Origin of the sequence: Maribacter sp. PR1, from assembly GCF_028464145.1 — a bacterium.
Classification (GTDB): Bacteria; Bacteroidota; Bacteroidia; order Flavobacteriales; family Flavobacteriaceae; genus Maribacter.
This window is the reverse complement of the sequence record NZ_JAQPCG010000001.1, coordinates 286754-305049: the sequence shown is the minus strand read 5'-3', so window position 1 is coordinate 305049 and position 18296 is coordinate 286754. Positions and strand designations below refer to the sequence as shown.

The following is an 18296-nucleotide window of genomic DNA, read 5'->3' as shown; positions in this document are numbered from 1 at the left end:
CATCAATCAATCCAACTAAAAAATGAAGAAAAAAGTAACCATTTTTATTTTACTGTTCATCGTAGTCGCCTTCGGTGGGGCAATGTACTATTTGTACCAAAAAAACGCGGAGGATCCCGTAGTCTATGAAACCGAAACACCCACAACGGAGACCATTGTGAAAAAGACGGTGGCCACCGGTAGTATATTACCTCTGGAGGAAGTGTTAATCAAACCAAATATTTCAGGAGTTATCGAGGAAATTTATGTTGAAGGTGGGGATTATGTAAAATCCGGGGACTTGATATGTCTTATTAAAGTAGTACCAAATTTAAATGCTTTGAACGATGCTAGAAACGCCATCGACGAGGCAAAAATAGGCTTGGATGATCAACTTCGTAATTTGGATCGTCAAAAAAATCTGTTTTCAAAAGGTGTTATTTCCAAAGTAGATTTAGAAAGGGCACAAGTTGCCTATGACCAGGCCAAGCAAACTTATGGTGCTGCCAATAAGAGGTTTGATATTGTAAAAACGGGTACCACCCAGGGCTATGGAAACGCAGCAAATACCCAAATAAGGGCTACGGTAAGTGGTATGGTACTTGAAGTTCCTGTAGAGGTTGGGAATCAGGTTATCGAGAGCAATACCTTTAATGAAGGAACTACCATAGCTGCCATAGCCGATGTGGACAAAATGATTTTTGAAGGTAAGGTAGATGAATCTGAAGTAGGGAAAATCAAGGAAGATTTGCCATTGGAAATCACCGTTGGGGCCATTGAAAATGCTGTTTTTAAAGCTGTATTGGATTATATTGCTCCAAAGGGGAAAGCAGAAAATGGGGCGATTCAATTCGAGATAAAGGGAACATTGCAAAAACAGGATTCCGTTTTTATACGTGCTGGCCTAAGTGCCAATGCCTCGATTATTTTGGCTCGTGCAGATAGTGTTCTTGCTGTTAAGGAAGCACTGGTTCAGTTCGATGGTAAAACTAAAAAACCATTTGTAGAAGTAGAGACAGGGAATCAACAATTTGAACGCAGGGATATTGAACTTGGGATAAGTGACGGTATTAACGTAGAAGTCAAATCCGGTATTTCCAAAAGCGATAAAATTAAGGTTTGGAACGCGATTAAAGCAGATGAATTCGCACAGAATTAAAATAGTAAGGAATTTTTTGTTTTTTCTTGTAACAAAATCCAAGAAGGTAAGTCTAACCAGTAGACGTTAATTATTTAACGGTCTAAAACAATAGCCAACATGATTGAAATAAAAAATCTTCATAAGTCCTATAAAATGGGCAAAAACTCTTTACACGTACTGAAAGGAATTGATTTCTCGGTTGAAGAAGGAGAACTGGTTGCCATAATGGGATCTTCAGGATCTGGAAAATCCACTTTGTTGAATATTCTTGGGATGTTGGATGAGTTGGACGAGGGAACGTATACATTAGATGGTGTACCTATAAAAAATCTAAACGAAACTAAGGCGGCCAATTATCGTAATAAATTCTTAGGATTCATCTTCCAGTCATTTAACTTGATCAATTACAAGAGTGCTGCGGAAAATGTAGCGCTTCCGTTATATTATCAGAGGGTTAGTAGAAAGGAGCGTCAAGAAAAGGCACTAAAATATTTAGAACAGGTAGGTCTAAAGCAATGGGCCACCCACTTACCCAGTGAATTATCTGGGGGACAAAAACAAAGGGTTGCTATAGCTAGAGCTATGGCTGCAGAACCCAAAGTTTTGCTTGCCGATGAACCTACAGGTGCTTTGGATAGTACAACCTCGTACGAGGTAATGGATTTAATACAGAAGATCAATGATCAGGGGAATACAATTCTTGTGGTAACGCACGAAGAGGATATAGCACATATGTGTAAGCGTATAGTCCATTTAAAGGATGGTGTTATCGTAGAGGATAAAAAAGTAGAACAGGTTAGAGCCGCACAATATGTTTAGTAGAGACAACTGGAAAGAGATATTTGAAACCATTCAGAAAAACAAGTTAAGGACCTTCCTTTCTGGTTTTACTGTGGCTTTAGGTATCCTAATATTTGTTGTTCTATATGGTTTTGGTAATGGCCTCATTAATACCTTCAACGAATTTTTTGAAGATGACGCCACGAATACCTTTTATATATTTCCAGGCAGAACTTCAATGCCTTATAAAGGATATAAATCCAATAGGCAAATAGAATTCGATAATTCGGATATAGCAGATATTGAAGAATCCTTTCCATTGTTCGTGGAATATATTTCACCTAGAGTTGACCGTAGTGGTTTGGTCAAGTATAAAAATGAATCTAATAATTATACAACCAGAGGTGTAAGTGAGGCCTATCAATTTGCCGAGAAAACGATGATAATGAAAGGTAGGTATCTTAATCAAGAAGATATTAAGGATAAAACCAAATATGCCGTCATTGGGAGATTGGTTGAAAAAGATTTGTTCAAAAATGAGAATGCCCTTGGGAAGTACATTGATATAACGGGAAGCGCTTTTAAGGTAATCGGGGTTTTTCAGGATGATGCAGGGGACGATGAGGAAAGAAGAATTTACATTCCCTATACCACTAGACAGTTAATAGAAAAAAATACGGATAAAATTAATCAAATTGTCATTGGTTTTAAACCTGAAATAGGGTATACCGGGGCTATGACGTTTGAGAGGAAACTGGGGGATTTTATTAGAGAAAAGAAATTTATTGACCCCAATGACCAGCGAGGTTTCTTTATACGTAATGTCGCCGATCAGCTAAAGCAAAATCAGCAGTTCGCTGGGGTATTACAAATAATCGTGGGATTTGTGGCCTTTGGTACCATCATAGCGGGGATTATAGGTATCAGTAATATCATGGTCTTTGTCGTCAAGGAGCGAACAAAGGAAATAGGAATAAGAAAGGCATTGGGGGCTACTCCAAAGTCCGTTATTAGTACTATTCTATTAGAATCCGTTTTCATAACCACCATTTCCGGAATTGTAGGAATGATTTTAGGGGTGGCCATGCTAAGTTCTTTAGGGGATACTTTAAAGGATTATTTTATAACCAATCCCTTCATAAACATGGGCACCGCCATTTTCGCGACCATCGTTTTGATATTTTTTGGAGGACTTGCGGGGTATATTCCTGCTAGAAGAGCGGCCAGAATTAAACCAATTGTAGCATTAAGGGACGAATGATATGAAATTTATTTTCGATAGAAATACTTGGCAAGAAATATTCGGTTCTATTAGTAAAAATAAAACCAGAACTATAATCACTATCGTGGGTGTATTGTGGGGAATCTTTATTTATATTGCCTTGTCCGGTGCGGCCAAGGGAATGGATAACGGTTTTGAGAAAGTATTTGAAAGTGTATCCATGAACAGTATGTTCGTTTGGGGACAGAGTACGAGTATGCCTTACGAAGGATTCAAAACTGGCCGTCCTATGCAGTTAAAGTTAGGCGATGTTGCTAAAATGCAAAATAGGATTCCTGAAATCAATAATATAGCTCCAAGGATTACACTTGGAAATTTTGGTTCAGATCCGGTTTTTACCGTAAGGGGCCAGAAGTCCGGATCATATCCGGTAAATGGTGACTATCCCGTCTACACAAAAATAGCTACGAAACAAATTTTTGATGGGGGTAGATTTATTAATGACGAAGATATTTTACAGGCAAGAAAAGTCTGTGTTATAGGAGAGCGAAACTTACAGGAACTATTTGAAAAGGATGAAGACCCTATCGGTCAATTCATAAGAATAGGGGATGTGTATTTTCAGGTAGTGGGGGTACATAAACTTTCGCAAGGGGTTAGCTTTGATAATGACAATGCTATTTTTATACCTTTTACTACATTCCAAAAATTATATAATACGGGCGATAATGTAGACTATTTTTGTATTGCGGCGTATGACAATGTAGATGTAGTACAGGTTGAGAAAGATGTAAAAGCTCTTTTAAGAAATATACATCGTGTAAACCCTGAGGATGAAAGGGCCTTTGGTTCTTTTAATTTGGGCGAAATGTTTACTAGGGTATCCGGTTTTGCCAAGGGAATGACTTTCTTAAGTCTTGTGGTAGGTATTGCCACTATATTGGCGGGCGTCATTGGCATTGGGAACATCTTGCTAATATCCGTAAAGGAGCGTACCAAGGAATTAGGTGTTAGAAGGGCCTTGGGTGCTACACCGGCCGAAGTGAGAAACCAGATTGTACTGGAATCTGTTTTCTTGACTATGATTGCAGGTGTAATGGGAATTATTTTGGGTGCGGGAGTTTTATCTATTATAAATAATCTCACAAAAGACCTGGACTTTCCATATACCAATCCAACCGTACCCATACCCTATGTTTTGGGAGCACTTTTGATAATGGTGGTCCTTGGAACCTTGATCGGACTTATACCGGCGCAACGAGCAGTTAGTATTAAACCAATAGATGCATTAAGAGAAGAATAACAACCATATAAATAAACACTTAAAATGAACAAAATCGTAAAATATATTTTAATAGGAGTATTAGTGCTTGGTGCACTTTGGGCCGCTGTTTTCTTTATAAAATCAAACAGCAAATCCGCTATTACTTATGACACCAGTCAGCCATTTACTTCAAGCATTGAAAAGAAAACGGTGGCTACCGGTAAGGTGGTTCCAGAAGATGAAATTGAGATTAAACCCCAAATTTCAGGTATCATCGAAGAAATTTATTTGGAAGAAGGGGCAAAGGTCAAGGCCGGTGACTTAATTGCGGTGATTAAAGTTGTGCCTAACGAACAATCTTTAAACCAAGCTAGTGGAAGGGTTAGAAATGCCGAATTGGCATTGAATAATGCCAAAATTGAGTATGATAGAAATAAGGCACTATTTGATAAGGGAGTGATATCCAGTCAGGATTTTAACAATCTTCAATTGACCTATAACCAGGCACAACAGGAATTGCAGAATGCAAGGGCGGATTATCAAATTATCCGTAGGGGTTCTGCTGGTGGATCTTCTAGTGCCAATACCAACATTAGAGCTACTGTAGATGGTACTATTTTGGAAATTCCCGTTGAGGTGGGAGATCAAGTTATCCAAAGTAACAACTTTAATGATGGTACTACCATCGCTTCAATAGCGGATTTAGGTAAGATGATATTTGAAGGTAAAGTTGATGAAGGTGAAGTTGGAAAATTGAAAGTGGGAACACCCTTAAAAATCAGCTTAGGGGCTGTTGAAGATGTGGAGCTAGATGCCAAATTGAAGTTTATTGCACCAAAGGGTATCGAAGAAACAGGTGCAGTTCAATTCAAGATAGAAGGTGATGTAGAGGAAAAAGATGACATCTTTATACGTGCAGGTTATAGTGCAAATGCATCCATAGTACTGGAGAAAAAAGATAGCATATTAGTTATCCCAGAAGCTTTATTGCAATTTGATAAAGAGACGGATAAGCCTTATGTTGAGGTAGCTGTCGGTTCTGTTGAGGAACAGAAATTTGAAAGAAAAGATATTGAGACCGGTATTTCCGACGGGGTAAATGTGGAAGTTATATCTGGACTGACCAAAGAAGATAAAGTTAAACATTGGAACAAAACGGAGCCTATAAAAAAGGGCGATGAAGAAACGGAGACAGAATAAACATCATCAATCAAAATCAAAAATCATAAAAATGAAGTATAAAATAACCATAATACTACTGCTCTTTGCAGTGGGTACAGCCTTGGCTCAGAACAAGAAATGGACCTTGCAAGAATGTGTGGAGTATGCTGTGGAAAACAATTTAAGTGTTGAGCAGTTTGAGCTTGATCTTAAAAATGCTGAAATAAATGAAAAGGATGCATTAGGAAATTTTTTACCGAATCTAAGTGCGAATACATCTTATTCAAGCAACACGGGTTTTTCTATTAATCCCACGACAAACTTGCCAACGAACAGTACTCAAAATAACGTTAATGCAGGTATTACAACAAGTGTAAACCTTTTCAATGGTATGCGGGATGTTCATCAAATGAACAGGGCTAAATTGAATACCATTGCAAATCAATATAGGTTAGAGGATTTGAAGGACGATATTCGTCTAAATGTTGCCAATAACTATTTACAAGTAATCTCAAATAAGGAACGTCTAAAGGTGGCACAAGCTCAATACGCCGTTACAGAGCAGGATTTAAAACGAACGAAAGAATTGGTAGCATCCGGAGTTGTACCACAAGGAGATTTACTTGATATAGAGGCTACGGCTGCGAGCCAAGAACAACAAATTGTTAATGCCGAAGGGCAGGTGTTGATTTCAAAGATTGCACTGGCTCAGTTGATGCAGATTACTGATTATGAGAATTTCGATACGGCTGACGAATCTTATGAGATTCCTCCTTCTGACATTCTATCGAATTCTCCAAATACAATCTTTGCCAAGGCATTGGAATTTAGGAATGATATAAAATTTTCCAAGGCTAGTGTTGAAGTGGCGGAAAAAGATCTTCAAATTAGTAAGGGTGCTTTATTGCCAACATTGGGTGCATTTGCCAATTATGGAACAAGGTATTCCGATGTAGCGCGGATACCAGTTGCTGGACTTCCGGCTGGATCTCCACCAGAATTTTTTACGCCAAATTTTACGGACCAGCTTTGGATTTTTGACGGTGTTTCTTATGGTGTACAACTTAATGTGCCAATTTTCAATGGTTTTAGTACTAGGAATAATATAGAACGTTCTAAAATCGATGTAGAAAGGGCCAAACTACAATTTGAACAAGATAAACTTGCTTTGGAAAACGATGTGACCCAAGTATATGTTGATGCCAAAACCTTTGCCAAGGCATATGAAGCTGCAGAGAAAACCTTAGCTGCAAGACGTTTGGCTTACCAATACGCAAAAGAAAGGTTCGATGTAGGTCTTATGAATTCATTCCTTTTTAGTCAGGCACAGGCACGTGTAGATAATGCGGAAGCCGAGGTGGTACGTACAAAATATGATTATATTTTCCGCCTAAAAATTTTAGAATTCTACTTTGGTATACCTATATCTTTGGACTGATTCATTTTTAATAAATTTAAAAACCTGTAATTGATAGTTGCAGGTTTTTTTATGCCTATTCAATACCTTTGAGGTATGGGACTAATTTTAAATCTGGAAACGGCAACGACCAATTGTTCAGTATGTCTTGCCAAAGATGGGGAGGTAATTGCCATAAGGGAAAACAATACTCCTAACTATTCACATGCGGAACAATTACATGTATTTATAGATGAGTGTCTTTCGGAAACTAATTATTCGCCCAAGGATTTAGATGCCATTGCTGTTAGCAAAGGTCCAGGTTCCTATACGGGGCTTCGAATTGGTGTGTCAGCGGCCAAAGGCTTGTGTTTTGCACTGGATATTCCCTTAATATCTATTGCTACCTTAAAAAGCATGGCAAGTCAAGCAAGTACAACTAAAAGCGATTATATAATTCCCGTTTTGGATGCAAGGCGCATGGAGGTGTATTCAGCAGTTTTTGATAATCATTTAAACCCTATCAGGGAAACATTGGCCGAAATAATCGATGAAGGTTCTTTTAAGGAGTACTTATTAGAAGGGAAGGTCTATTTTCTGGGTAGTGGTGCAGCGAAAATTAAGGATATTTTAAAAAATGACAACGCCGAATTTATTTTTGAGTGTGTCCCTTCATCTAGAGAAATGGCGAAGTTGTCGCACGACAAATACAAAAGTGGTGAATTCGAAGATGTTGCCTATTTTGAGCCCTATTACCTTAAGGATTTTATGATTACAAAGAAAAAGGGTTAACTCTCAATTTCATTTGATTTTTGGTTTGAAAGTAGGGAATTATAATATTCAATAAGTATAATAACATCTTTTTCCTCCTTTAGATTAAGGTTATTGATTCGAATATATTCCTTGAGGTTTTTTGATTCTTCATCCAAGTACTTTAGTAAACTTCTTTTTGATAACCGAAAAGTTTCAGCAGGTTTTCCTTCTTTCCTTATGTAATACCTTGAAACATCCTTAAAAGTGGGTGGCGAAAAGGTGTCATATCCGTGATCTGGATTTTCTGCCTGCACGAATATTTTTTTAGGTTTCCAAAGTAATTCCACATGTCCTTCGTTCAAAGGGTTAAAATATCCCAATTTGGACTTCCCTTCGTCCAAATAGCCCATCACTACATACGATTTACCACCAAACGTTGCCACAATATTTCTTTGTCGTAGAATAGATCTTGCCTTTCCATTTTCATCGATTATTTCAATGGCATCAGTATAGGCGTTATATCGCATTAAAGCTTCCCTTGCCTTTTTTCCATATACCACGGTGGTACCCTTTTTGTAAAGCTCATTAACATAAGGAGAACCCTGAACGTCGACCTCGTTATAAGAAATACCTAATTGAGCATCCGTTGTTACACCTGAACTCTTACCAAAGCCTGCCACTTGGGCCAAAGCCCCGCTAATAAAAAGGAAATAAACCACAATATATATAGCTCGCATAATTCTTATTTTATTCTTTAATTTATGAAATAATATTCTGAATTACAAATATTTAAGCCCATTGACGGAAAATTGTCAACGGGCTTATTGATCTTGGGAAATGTAAGTTGATTCTTAATCTTGACCTTGATGTATAACTCTTTGTGGGAATGGTATTTCAATTCCTTCTGCATCGAACCTGTTCTTAATTTCTTCCATCACATAAAAATGAGCGGCCCAAAAATCTGGATTGTTTGCCCAGAATCGCAAGGTGAGGTTTACGGAGCTGTCAGCCAATTCACCAACGTAAACTTCTGGTTTTGGATCTTTTAATATGGTCTCACGGTCATTGCATATGGCCAAAAGAATATCCTTAGCTTTTTTAATATTGGATCCATACCCTATACCAACATCAATCTTATCCCTTCTTGTATCCTCGGCATTATAATTAATAATATTGTTGTTGGACAATTGTCCATTGGGTATAATAGCAATTTGATTTCCAAAGGTTTTCAATTTTGTGGTAAAAATGGAGATTTCCTTTACTGAGCCGTCCACGCCTTGCGCAGATATCCAATCTCCGACCTTAAATGGCTTAAAGAGTAAAATTAGAACACCACCTGCAAAATTTGCCAAGGATCCTTGTAAAGCTAAACCAATGGCCAGACCTGCCGCACCTATAATGGCAACAAGTGAAGATGACTGTACCCCTAACTGCGTAATGACGAGTACAAAAAGAAGAATTTTTAAGGCAATTGAAATCAGGCTTTGCAAAAAAGACTCGAGTGATTCATCGTAATCCTTTTTAGCGAAAAATTTCCGAATTAATTTATTTATAACACGTATCACGTAAATCCCTACAACTAATAAGAGAATGGCTATTAATAGATTTGGGAGTGCATCCCAAAACCATTGAATGGCGTTATCTACGTGTTCTTGATAGTTAGTTATTTGTTCCATAATTGTTCTTATAGTTTTTTATCTGCCCAACATATATAATTAGACGGCCTAAACCAAGTGAAACCTTTTAAACTTATGTTAACCTATTCGGACTTATAGCAGTTGGGTTAAAACTTTTTCCGTTTGTGTTAATGGTAATTTACAAGCACCTTGTTCACAAATATAAATCAGGGTTTGGTTTTTAGAATATCGGTTTTGGAGCAACGAAATATCCCCCTTTTTACGTGTTGCGGCAAAAAGTGAATTGGGTAGGTAATTTTTCATTAACTCTTGAGTCCTTTCCATGAAGTGTTCTCCTACAATGGCAATTTCAAAAAAAGGTAATTCTTTGTATAGAATTAATTTTAGCCAATTTGCTTGGCTCTGCGTATTTTTTGAATAATTATCCTGAACATTTCTCAACATTTTCAGATAAATTTGGTCATAGTTTTTCTCTGGATAATATTTTGATAGTTTGAATAAGTTATGGACCATTATCGAGTTGGATGCGGGTATAACATTATCCTCTACTTCAAGCGTTCTTCTAATCACAACGTCGTCTTCTTTTGAGGTAAAGAAAAAAAGACCACTTTCGTCGTCCATAAAATAATCAAGGCAATATTGTAAAAAATTATGTCCATGATTCAGCCAATTTTCATCATGAGTTATTTCATATAGTCCAATGAACGCTTCAATTATTGTGGCATAATCTTCTAAATAACCGTTAATAGTGCTTTTGCCATTTTTATGGTTGTGGAACAATCCACCATCATCTTTCATCAAACTTTCAAGAATAAATGTTCCATTTTTAAGGGCAAGCTCTAAATATTCTTGATTTTGTAAATATCTATAGGCGTCAACCAATCCTTTTAGCATTAAACCGTTCCAAGAGGTTAATACCTTATCATCCAGTCTAGGTTTAGGCCTCTTATTTCTCTCTTGGCTTAAAACTTTAATGCTTTTATTTATTTTGTTTTTAAGTTGCTTGGTTGTGATATTGTATTTTTTAGCTATATCCTCATCTTTCGCATCCCGAATAAGAACGTACTTATCGTGCTCCCAAAATCCGTAGGAATTAATATTAAAATAGTCCTCAAAAACAGGATAGTCCTTGCCTAAAAGTGTTTTAAGGTGTTTTTTCTCCCATACATAATATGAACCCTCCTCCATATTTCCATTTACATCGATACTGTCGGCATCTAGGGAGGAGTAGAAACCGAAATTCATAGTCATTAGTTCAGTCTTTACAAAGTCTATTGTTTTTTCTACGGTTTCCTTATACAATATTGTACCTGTAGTGGCATACGCTTTTGAATATAAACTAATGAGCTGACCATTATCATAAAGCATTTTTTCAAAATGTGGTATATGCCATTTAGTGTCTACCGAATACCTGGAAAATCCTCCTCCAACATGGTCGAAAATTCCACCATAAGCCATTCTTTTTAAGGTGGTGTGTACATATTCCAATATGGAATTGTCTTTTAATGAAGTCCCATAATGTAGCAAGAAATTCAAATTGACGGGCATGGGAAACTTTGGAGCTCTTTTATACCCTCCAAGAAAAGTGTCAAAATAACCGGACCATTGGGAAACGTCATCTTTAAGTTGCTCCAAAGTATAAGGGGTAACGTCTGTACTATTATTGATGAGGTTTATTTCCTTGATACCCTGTGCCATATTATCGGCGTATTCCAAAACACGATTAGGAGAAGTTTTGTACAATTTGTATAAATCTCCCAAAACCTTAATCCAATCCTGTTTTCTTACGTAGGTAGCACCCCAGAAAGGTCTTCCATCTGGAAGTGCCACAATATTAAGGGGCCAACCGCCGCTTCCCGTCATCATTTGAAGGGCATCCATATAAATTTGGTCAATATCGGGTCGTTCTTCCCTATCTATCTTGATATTCACAAAATTTGTGTTCATTACCTCAGCCACCTCTACGTCTTCAAAACATTCGTGCTCCATGACATGGCACCAGTGGCAAGCCGCATATCCAATACTTATTAAAAGAAGTTTATCCTCTTTCTCCGCCTTGTCCAACGATTTAGAACTCCAAGCTTCCCAGTTGACGGGGTTGTGGGCGTGTTGCAAAAGATAGGGGCTCGTTTCTTTTATTAGACTGTTCGTGTATTTCGGTGTCATAATGCCTTTTTTCTAAGGGTTTATGATTGTGTATATATTCAAAGTTAATGGTATTGTTGCCATAAAAAAAGCGCCTTGTTGGGGCGCTCGTTATTCTATTATGATTGAAGATTTTAGTTTACCTCAAACGTGATTTTTACGTTCACACGATAGTTTACCATTTTTCCATCTTCAACCGTAGCACTTTGTTCATTAATATATACAGAACGAATGTTTTTAACCGATTTAGAGGCCTGTGCCACTGCATTTTTTGCGGCTTCTTCCCAACTTTTCTCGGAATTAGCCAATACTTCTATAACTTTTAAAACTGCCATAATTAGTGTTTTTTTAGGTTCACTTCAATTTAAGTATTTAAAAGAAGAAATTACACTCATATGCTAGATTTTTTAACCGTTTAAAGCAACTACTTCGTGTACTCGGTCTCCCATCATGTTTTTTAACATGGTTTCTATACCGTTCTTTAGGGTAAATGTTGAGGATGGGCAACCACTACATGCCCCTTGAAGAATTACATTCACTGTACGACTATCGGGTTCGTAGGATTTAAAAAGAATATTTCCACCATCACTGGCCACAGCTGGTTTTACGTATTCCTCTAAAATATCTATAATCTCCAAAGAAGTATCATCCAAATCTTCTTGAGGTTCGGTTTGCTTGCTATCCTTGCTTTCAGTTGTTTTTATGGGTTCTGCATTAGAGGTAACTATATCTCTTCCTTCAGCAATAAAATTTCGGATGTGTTCCCTGAGCTCTATAGTAATATCTTCCCATTCCGCCACGTCAAATTTGGTAACGGACACATAATTGTCGTCAATAAAAACCTGTTTAACAAAAGGAAATTGAAACAATTGCGTCGCAAGTGGGGAATCCTTTGCCTCATCTATGTTTTTAAATTCAAACATGGATCCAACAATTTTTTTACTCGCAACAAACTTCATAGTTGCCGGATTTGGTGTAACCTCTGCATAAACGGTAACGGCAATCGGTTTATCGGTATCCTCTTCTATTACAACAGGCTCCCCGGCATTAAGATACTCCACAAGTTGTTGTGCCACTTCGTCTTTCACATCTTCCCACTCCACGATATCGTAGCGCTCCATTCCTACGAAATTGCCCGAGATGTATACAGTTTTAATGAATGGAAGGTGGAAAAGTTGCTGTGCTAAAGGTGATTTTTTTGCTTCATCTATGTTTTTAAATTCATAGTTTTTTCGCTTGACCAACATGTGATTGCATTCAAATTTTAGTATTGTTGGGTTTTTGGTTTTTACCACCGTAATGTTGTACTCCTTCATTTCTATCAATTTATTACAAAAATACGAAGGAATTCTAAGTTTCCACTCAACATAATAATGTTATGGTTGTACCGTTATACTTTATATTTGGCACTATTTGAATATTTACCCCAAATTTCCGAAATGAGATTAAAACTTATTATTTTGTTTTCCTTCCTGTTATTTGGGATAAATTCCAAGGCTCAAGAGGGTATCCCCGTTTATTTTGATTATTTGTCAGATAACTATTATTTGGTTTTTCCATCCATGGCAGGGGTAAGCCAAGGGGGGAAAATTAGGGCAACTGCTAGAAAACAATGGTTTGATGTAGAAGATGCGCCTAATTTGCAAACGCTCAATGCTCATTTTAGGCTGGGTGATTCCCCTAGTGGAATCGGCGCCATCATTTTTAACGATGCCAATGGTTATCATTCCCAAACTGGTTTTAAGGGAACCTATGCTCATCACTTAAGAATGGGTAGCCAGGATATTAGGGTACTGAACCAACTTTCATTTGGTCTAAGTGCCACGGTACTCCAGAGTAATTTAGATGAAACTGACTTCAGATCTACCGTCGTAGATCCTGCTATTTCAGGTATAAAGTTAAGTTCTACTTATTTCAACGTAGATTTAGGGCTTTCCTATAATTACCAAGAGTTTTATACCCACTTTGCGGTAACAAACGCTTTAACAGGGAGTAGAAGGAATGTGTATTATAGAGATAGGCAGGATAATCCAGACCAATTGGTTATAGATAATATAAGAAGATACCTTATTTCTGCCGGTTATATTTTCGGCCGTAACGAATGGCAATTTGAACCTTCAGTCCTTTTTCAATTAACGGAGTTTACTAGAGAGAAAACGATGGATGTGAACGCAAAGGTGTACAAGGACGTTAATTTTGGTCGTATTTGGGGTGGATTATCCTACAGAAGAAGTTTTGATGGTGCACAGTATCAAACAGCTACTAGTTTTGGAGAACAGCGATTGCAACTGATCACACCGATTATTGGAGCAAATATCAAGAACTTCCTAGTTTCTTATAACTACTCTTATCAAATGGGGGATATTCGTTTTTCAAACGGTGGATTCCATCAAATAACTTTAGGTTACGATTTTGGACAGCAAGAGCGTAAGTATGATTGTTATTGTCCTGCGGCCAATTAAAAAGGCCTTCCAGTTTATTGAAAGACCTTTGTTTCATGCTAGGTTTTAATCCCAACTATAGTTTTTTAATCCGGCTTGTTTCTTAATAGCTTTTAACATGGCGCTTTCCAGTTCGCCTTCTGCATTTTCTTTCTGATTTTTTGAAATGTATTCTTGCCTCTTACGATTCAATTCGGCAATTTCATTTTGAATTTCCTCCCTTTCTATACGTTTGGTTTCAATATACTTCTCTATTTCTTTTTTTGACTTTCCTTTTAAATCCTTTGGTAGACTTTCTTCATCCAATTTTTCTAGTTCAAAATCGGCCTCTGCCGAAGCATCTACCAAATCCCAAGATTTATTGTTGTAGAGACGGGAACTTTTGCTAACAGCTCGTTTTACGGCTACCACTTCCTCTAGGGCTAGGGCATTATCGTCTTGAGTTACTTGCATTTCCATTTTGGATGCTCCTCTGCTTCCATAACCCACATAGGTTTTGTTCAGCTTGGAATTTAGTTTGATGATAATGTCATCATAAGGAGTATTAATATGGACAACTTCGCGGTTATGATCAATGGCCATGTACTCCCCGCCGGTTAGCTGTGCACCCTTTTTCCACTCGGTTTCAATACCCTGCTCATAATTACCACAAAAAATGGTATTAACGACAACATCCTTTTCCTTTGCATTGCCTACGGCAGCTTTATAGTTTAGTTTGCCCTGTGTAAAGGGCTCGTTTCCCGCAATAAAGATCATCTTTAGATTATCAGGATTTTTACCCCATTCCAATTGCTTTAATGAAGTCTGTATGACCTCTCCACAATACTCTTCGCCACCATTTGTGGTCAATGAAAAGAGTTTTTCTGAAATTTCATCCAAGTCACTACTGAAATTAAGAACTTGTTGAATATAACCTTCCCTATAGGACAGGTCATCGTTGCCATATTGATAAAGGGCGATTTGCAGTTCCGGCCGTGATTCGTTTCCGCATTTGGCATGTGTAAATTCGTTTACGATATCCCACAATTGGGATTTTGCCTGATTGATGAGCCCATCCATACTATTGCTCGTATCTAGGAGTAATGCAATTTTAACCGTGTTGTTTCTAGTTTCTTTATTGGGATCAACACTTTCTGCCAATAATATTTGTTTTTTCTCCTTGACCTTTGGTTCACAACCATAGCTAGCGGTTAGGGTCAAGGCTATTGAACTTAGCGCTATAATTTTTTTAAGATTTCTCATCGATTTTCGTTTTGATTACGGTGTAAACATAAATCCAAACTTTTTCAATAAATAGTTAGTTTTAGGGAACGTACCCTTTTAGTGAGTTAACGGAACATCTCTATTAGTTAAAGGGGTTAAAGGAGCTCAAATGCCTTGTTATACTTGAAAATGTCATTTTTTAGTGTGATGTAAATCAGCTATGTTTACGGTAATTAATAGGAATGAAAAAATCTTTTTTACATCTGATTCTAGTGCTCCTCCTAACGGGCGTAAAAGTTATTGGCCAGACCAATCAAGCTTCCAATTTTATTTTGGAAGGGTCGGTGGAATATAAAGAGACCCACTCGCCAATTTCAGGTGTGTCGATTTCCACAAGTTCTGGCCAGAATACCATGACAAATGGATTGGGGGAGTTTAAAATTTCGGCTTCCGTGGGTGAAGACTTAATTCTTGAACATTCTACTTTTGAAACTGTCCGTCATCGTATTTCAAGTAGGGACGACATTACGCTTCAGGTGGAGGAGGAGGCTACAAAAAACATCCAAAAGAGTAGGTCTTCCATTTCTCAAAGTGATATTGGAAATTACGTATCTCTACTGGATTCTGCGCAGGTTTACAAGAAAACGGACATTGCCAAGAGTATAGATTTTGTAGCCCAAAGTATGGAAATCTTGGGACCGACTGGAAATAGGGACCAGTTGGCTAAATCCTTATCGATGCTTGGGGAAATCTATTTACACCATAAACAATACGATTTGGCCATCGCTAATTTTGAAGATGCCCTGGATGCCAATAAAACAATTTCAACGTCGCTTTTGTTGGCAAGGACCTATGTAATTATCGATCGGCCTCAGAAAGCGGAAGAGATACTGAAACCTCTGCAAAAAATAAGAAGTATGGTGCCCTATCAACGTGTGGAGCTCTATGAAATTCTTGGAGATGTAAAAAGGGAGCAAAGCGATATTAGGACTGCCGTAGGTTATTACAATGAGGGGTTGATGGTAGCCACGAAAAATCAGATTACTCCCAAGATGACCGATTTAAACTCTAAAATTGCCGATGCTTATGCGCAGGATAACCAGCTAAGGGAGGCAGAGGTCTATTATGGTAATTCGGTAGAATTGGCTACTCAGTTAGCCCCAAAAAGAGCACTGCAGGAACGCGAGAAAGTAGCCGATTTTTATAACAAAAAAAGCGAATATTCAGAGGAGATAGCTATTCGGAAAAATAGTTTGGAGGAACTGGATAAAATAAATTTGCCCAAAGAAAACAAAGCAACAGATTTAGGGGATACCATTACTACACAGCGCATCAATTATAAAATTGCCAATGCCTACATCGCTCAGGATAAATATGACGAAGCCATTCCCTACTTACAGCGGAGTATTGTTGAAGCAGATTCTAATAATGATTTGGTGGTACAAAAAGATGCAACAAGAAAGCTATCGGAAGTATATGAATATCGAGGCGACTATAACCGCGCATTAGCAACGTATCAGGAATATGTATCCTTGGTAGACACCCTATATGTTAGGAAGGAGCAGGAAATATCCCGAGCTGCACGATTCAATAGGGAATTAGCCTCTACCCAAAGTAGAATTACAGGTTTGGAACAAGAGCGGGAGCTTTCACAAAGTAAATATGATCTGGCCTTAACGGAGCAGGAATTGGCGGAAGAAAGTTATAAAAGGCAGCGCTGGGTGATCTACTCCTTGATTTTTGGCTTATTGCTTACCGCACTGGCCGCATTCTTTTTTTATCGGAGTAATCAGCAACAAAAGTTGGCCAATAATCTATTGGCCTTAAAATCCTTGAGGTCACAGATGAACCCCCATTTTATTTTTAATGCCTTGAATTCCGTAAATAATTATATTTCAAAGAGCGATGAAAGGAGTGCAAATAGATACCTAAGCGATTTTTCAAAATTGATGCGTTCCGTCTTGGAGAATTCAGAAGAGGATTTTATTCCCCTCTCCAAGGAATTGGAGTTGCTGGAACTTTACATAAAACTAGAGCATTCCAGGTTTCCGGAGAAGTTTGACTATAAATTGAATGTTGATGAAAATTTGGATGTTTCGGACTTTCAGATTCCGCCTATGTTGTTGCAACCCTATATTGAAAATGCCATTTGGCATGGCCTTAGGTACAAGGAAGAAAAAGGAGTTTTGGAAGTGAGAGTAAGTACCAAAAGTAACGACGAATTACAAATTTTGATATTGGATGATGGTATCGGCAGAAAAAAATCTGCGGAATTAAAAACCGTGAATCAAAAGAAACAAAAATCCAAGGGTATGGGTAATATAAGACAAAGAGTTGCTATTTTGAACGATATGTACGGGGATAAGGTTTCCGTTGAAATTTCAGATTTGAAGACCAATGGAGCGGGAACTAAAGTCATGTTTACCTTAAAAAAAAGATAAATGAATCTAAAGGCTATATTAGTTGAAGACGAATCGAATAGTAGGGAGATATTGAGCAACTACATTCATAAATACTGTCCCAATGTACAAGTATTGGGGGAGGCTTCGTCGATTAAGGAAGGTTTACAACTTATTGCAAATAATGAGTTAGATCTTGTTTTCTTAGATGTTGAGATGCCATTTGGCAATGCCTTTGATTTGTTGGACCAGATTCCGGACCGAACTTTTGAAACGGTTTTTGTTACGGCCTATGATCACTATGCCAAGGATGCTTTAAACCACCATGCAGCGTATTATCTCACTAAACCAATAAACATTGATGAGTTGCTAAAGGCCGTGGATTATGTTGCAGAAATAAAGGTAAAGGAGAATAATCTGCAGGAAAAGGTTTTGAACACCAATACAAAAAGTATCCAAGGAAAATTGACTTTGCCTCAGCAAGATGGATTTCAGGTGCTCAATATTCGAGATATTTTATATTGCAAAGCTGATGATAACTACACGGAGATATTTCTGGAAAACAAGAAAATTTTGGTGAGTAAAACGCTTAAATATTTTGAGGATGCTTTGACAGATTTCCATTTTGCCCGAATTCACAAGTCCTATTTGGTCAACGTGAATGAAGTGGTAAAGTATAGGAAGGGTAAAGGAGGAAGTGTTGTGGTTTCCAACGGGAAGGAATTGCTTGTTTCCGCTTCTAAAAAGAAAGATTTATTGTCGTTTTTTGATTAAG

Annotated in this window: 16 protein-coding genes; 10 read left to right on the top strand and 6 right to left on the bottom strand. The window is 37.6% G+C overall.

All coding sequences use genetic code 11. The features are described from left to right. Positions 1–22 precede the first annotated feature (22 nt). From PP182_RS01410 to tsaB, 7 genes are all read left to right on the top strand, one after another. Entirely contained in the window at positions 23–1138 is a 1116-nt protein-coding gene (locus PP182_RS01410) for an efflux RND transporter periplasmic adaptor subunit (RefSeq protein ID WP_272649538.1), read from the top strand. A 99-nt stretch (positions 1139–1237) separates the two neighbouring features. After that, entirely contained in the window at positions 1238–1939 is a 702-nt protein-coding gene (locus tag PP182_RS01405; protein WP_272649537.1) for an ABC transporter ATP-binding protein, read from the top strand. Beyond that, the gene (locus tag PP182_RS01400; RefSeq protein WP_272649536.1) at positions 1932–3161 is read left to right on the top strand and encodes an ABC transporter permease; all 1230 of its coding nucleotides are present in this window, start codon (positions 1932–1934) and stop codon (positions 3159–3161) included. The genes PP182_RS01405 and PP182_RS01400 overlap by 8 nt, the downstream gene beginning before the upstream one ends. A gap of 1 nt (position 3162) precedes the next feature. Continuing rightward, positions 3163–4425 (top strand): ABC transporter permease, encoded by a 1263-nt coding sequence (locus PP182_RS01395; RefSeq protein WP_272649535.1) that lies wholly within the window; start codon positions 3163–3165, stop codon positions 4423–4425. 24 nt (positions 4426–4449) lie between these two features. Then, positions 4450–5586 (top strand): efflux RND transporter periplasmic adaptor subunit, encoded by a 1137-nt coding sequence (locus PP182_RS01390; RefSeq protein WP_272649534.1) that lies wholly within the window; start codon positions 4450–4452, stop codon positions 5584–5586. A gap of 31 nt (positions 5587–5617) precedes the next feature. After that, positions 5618–6985 carry a TolC family protein gene (locus PP182_RS01385; protein WP_272649533.1) on the top strand — a complete coding sequence of 456 codons (1368 nt, stop codon included), beginning with the start codon at positions 5618–5620 and terminating at the stop codon, positions 6983–6985. A 75-nt stretch (positions 6986–7060) separates the two neighbouring features. After that, positions 7061–7735, top strand: coding sequence for a tRNA (adenosine(37)-N6)-threonylcarbamoyltransferase complex dimerization subunit type 1 TsaB (tsaB, locus tag PP182_RS01380; protein ID WP_272649532.1), 675 nt, complete (start codon positions 7061–7063; stop codon positions 7733–7735). On the opposite strand, the gene PP182_RS01375 is transcribed toward tsaB, so the two are convergent. The 5 genes from PP182_RS01375 to PP182_RS01355 all read right to left on the bottom strand — a co-directional run bounded on the left by PP182_RS01375 (position 7732) and on the right by PP182_RS01355 (position 12794). Continuing rightward, entirely contained in the window at positions 7732–8433 is a 702-nt protein-coding gene (locus PP182_RS01375) for a hypothetical protein (protein WP_272649531.1), read from the bottom strand. The genes tsaB and PP182_RS01375 overlap by 4 nt on opposite strands. Before the next feature lie 114 nt (positions 8434–8547). Next, positions 8548–9372, bottom strand: a complete 825-nt coding sequence (locus tag PP182_RS01370; RefSeq protein ID WP_272649530.1) for a mechanosensitive ion channel family protein — start codon at positions 9370–9372, stop codon at positions 8548–8550. Positions 9373–9465: 93 nt separating this feature from the next. Continuing rightward, positions 9466–11499, bottom strand: a complete 2034-nt coding sequence (locus PP182_RS01365) for a thioredoxin domain-containing protein (protein ID WP_272649529.1) — start codon at positions 11497–11499, stop codon at positions 9466–9468. Between the two features lie 113 nt (positions 11500–11612). Beyond that, a complete protein-coding gene (locus PP182_RS01360) occupies positions 11613–11813 on the bottom strand; it encodes a dodecin family protein (RefSeq protein ID WP_272649528.1) in 201 nt (66 codons plus the stop codon). A gap of 72 nt (positions 11814–11885) precedes the next feature. After that, entirely contained in the window at positions 11886–12794 is a 909-nt protein-coding gene (locus PP182_RS01355; protein ID WP_272649527.1) for a NifU family protein, read from the bottom strand. 123 nt (positions 12795–12917) lie between these two features. On the opposite strand from PP182_RS01355, the gene PP182_RS01350 reads away from it, so the two are divergent. Further along, complete coding sequence (locus PP182_RS01350) at positions 12918–13940, top strand: PorP/SprF family type IX secretion system membrane protein (protein WP_272649526.1); 1023 nt, start codon at positions 12918–12920, stop codon at positions 13938–13940. Between the two features lie 45 nt (positions 13941–13985). Here PP182_RS01350 and PP182_RS01345 read toward each other — a convergent pair whose 3' ends face one another. Continuing rightward, a complete protein-coding gene (locus PP182_RS01345; protein WP_272649525.1) occupies positions 13986–15161 on the bottom strand; it encodes a VWA domain-containing protein in 1176 nt (391 codons plus the stop codon). 203 nt (positions 15162–15364) lie between these two features. Between PP182_RS01345 and PP182_RS01340 the strand changes: the two genes are divergently transcribed. Both PP182_RS01340 and PP182_RS01335 read left to right on the top strand, forming a co-directional pair. Further along, the gene (locus PP182_RS01340; RefSeq protein ID WP_272649524.1) at positions 15365–17563 is read left to right on the top strand and encodes a histidine kinase; all 2199 of its coding nucleotides are present in this window, start codon (positions 15365–15367) and stop codon (positions 17561–17563) included. Further along, positions 17564–18295, top strand: a complete 732-nt coding sequence (locus tag PP182_RS01335; RefSeq protein ID WP_272649523.1) for a LytR/AlgR family response regulator transcription factor — start codon at positions 17564–17566, stop codon at positions 18293–18295. It abuts the gene before it with no gap. The last annotated feature ends 1 nt before the right edge of the window (position 18296 follow it).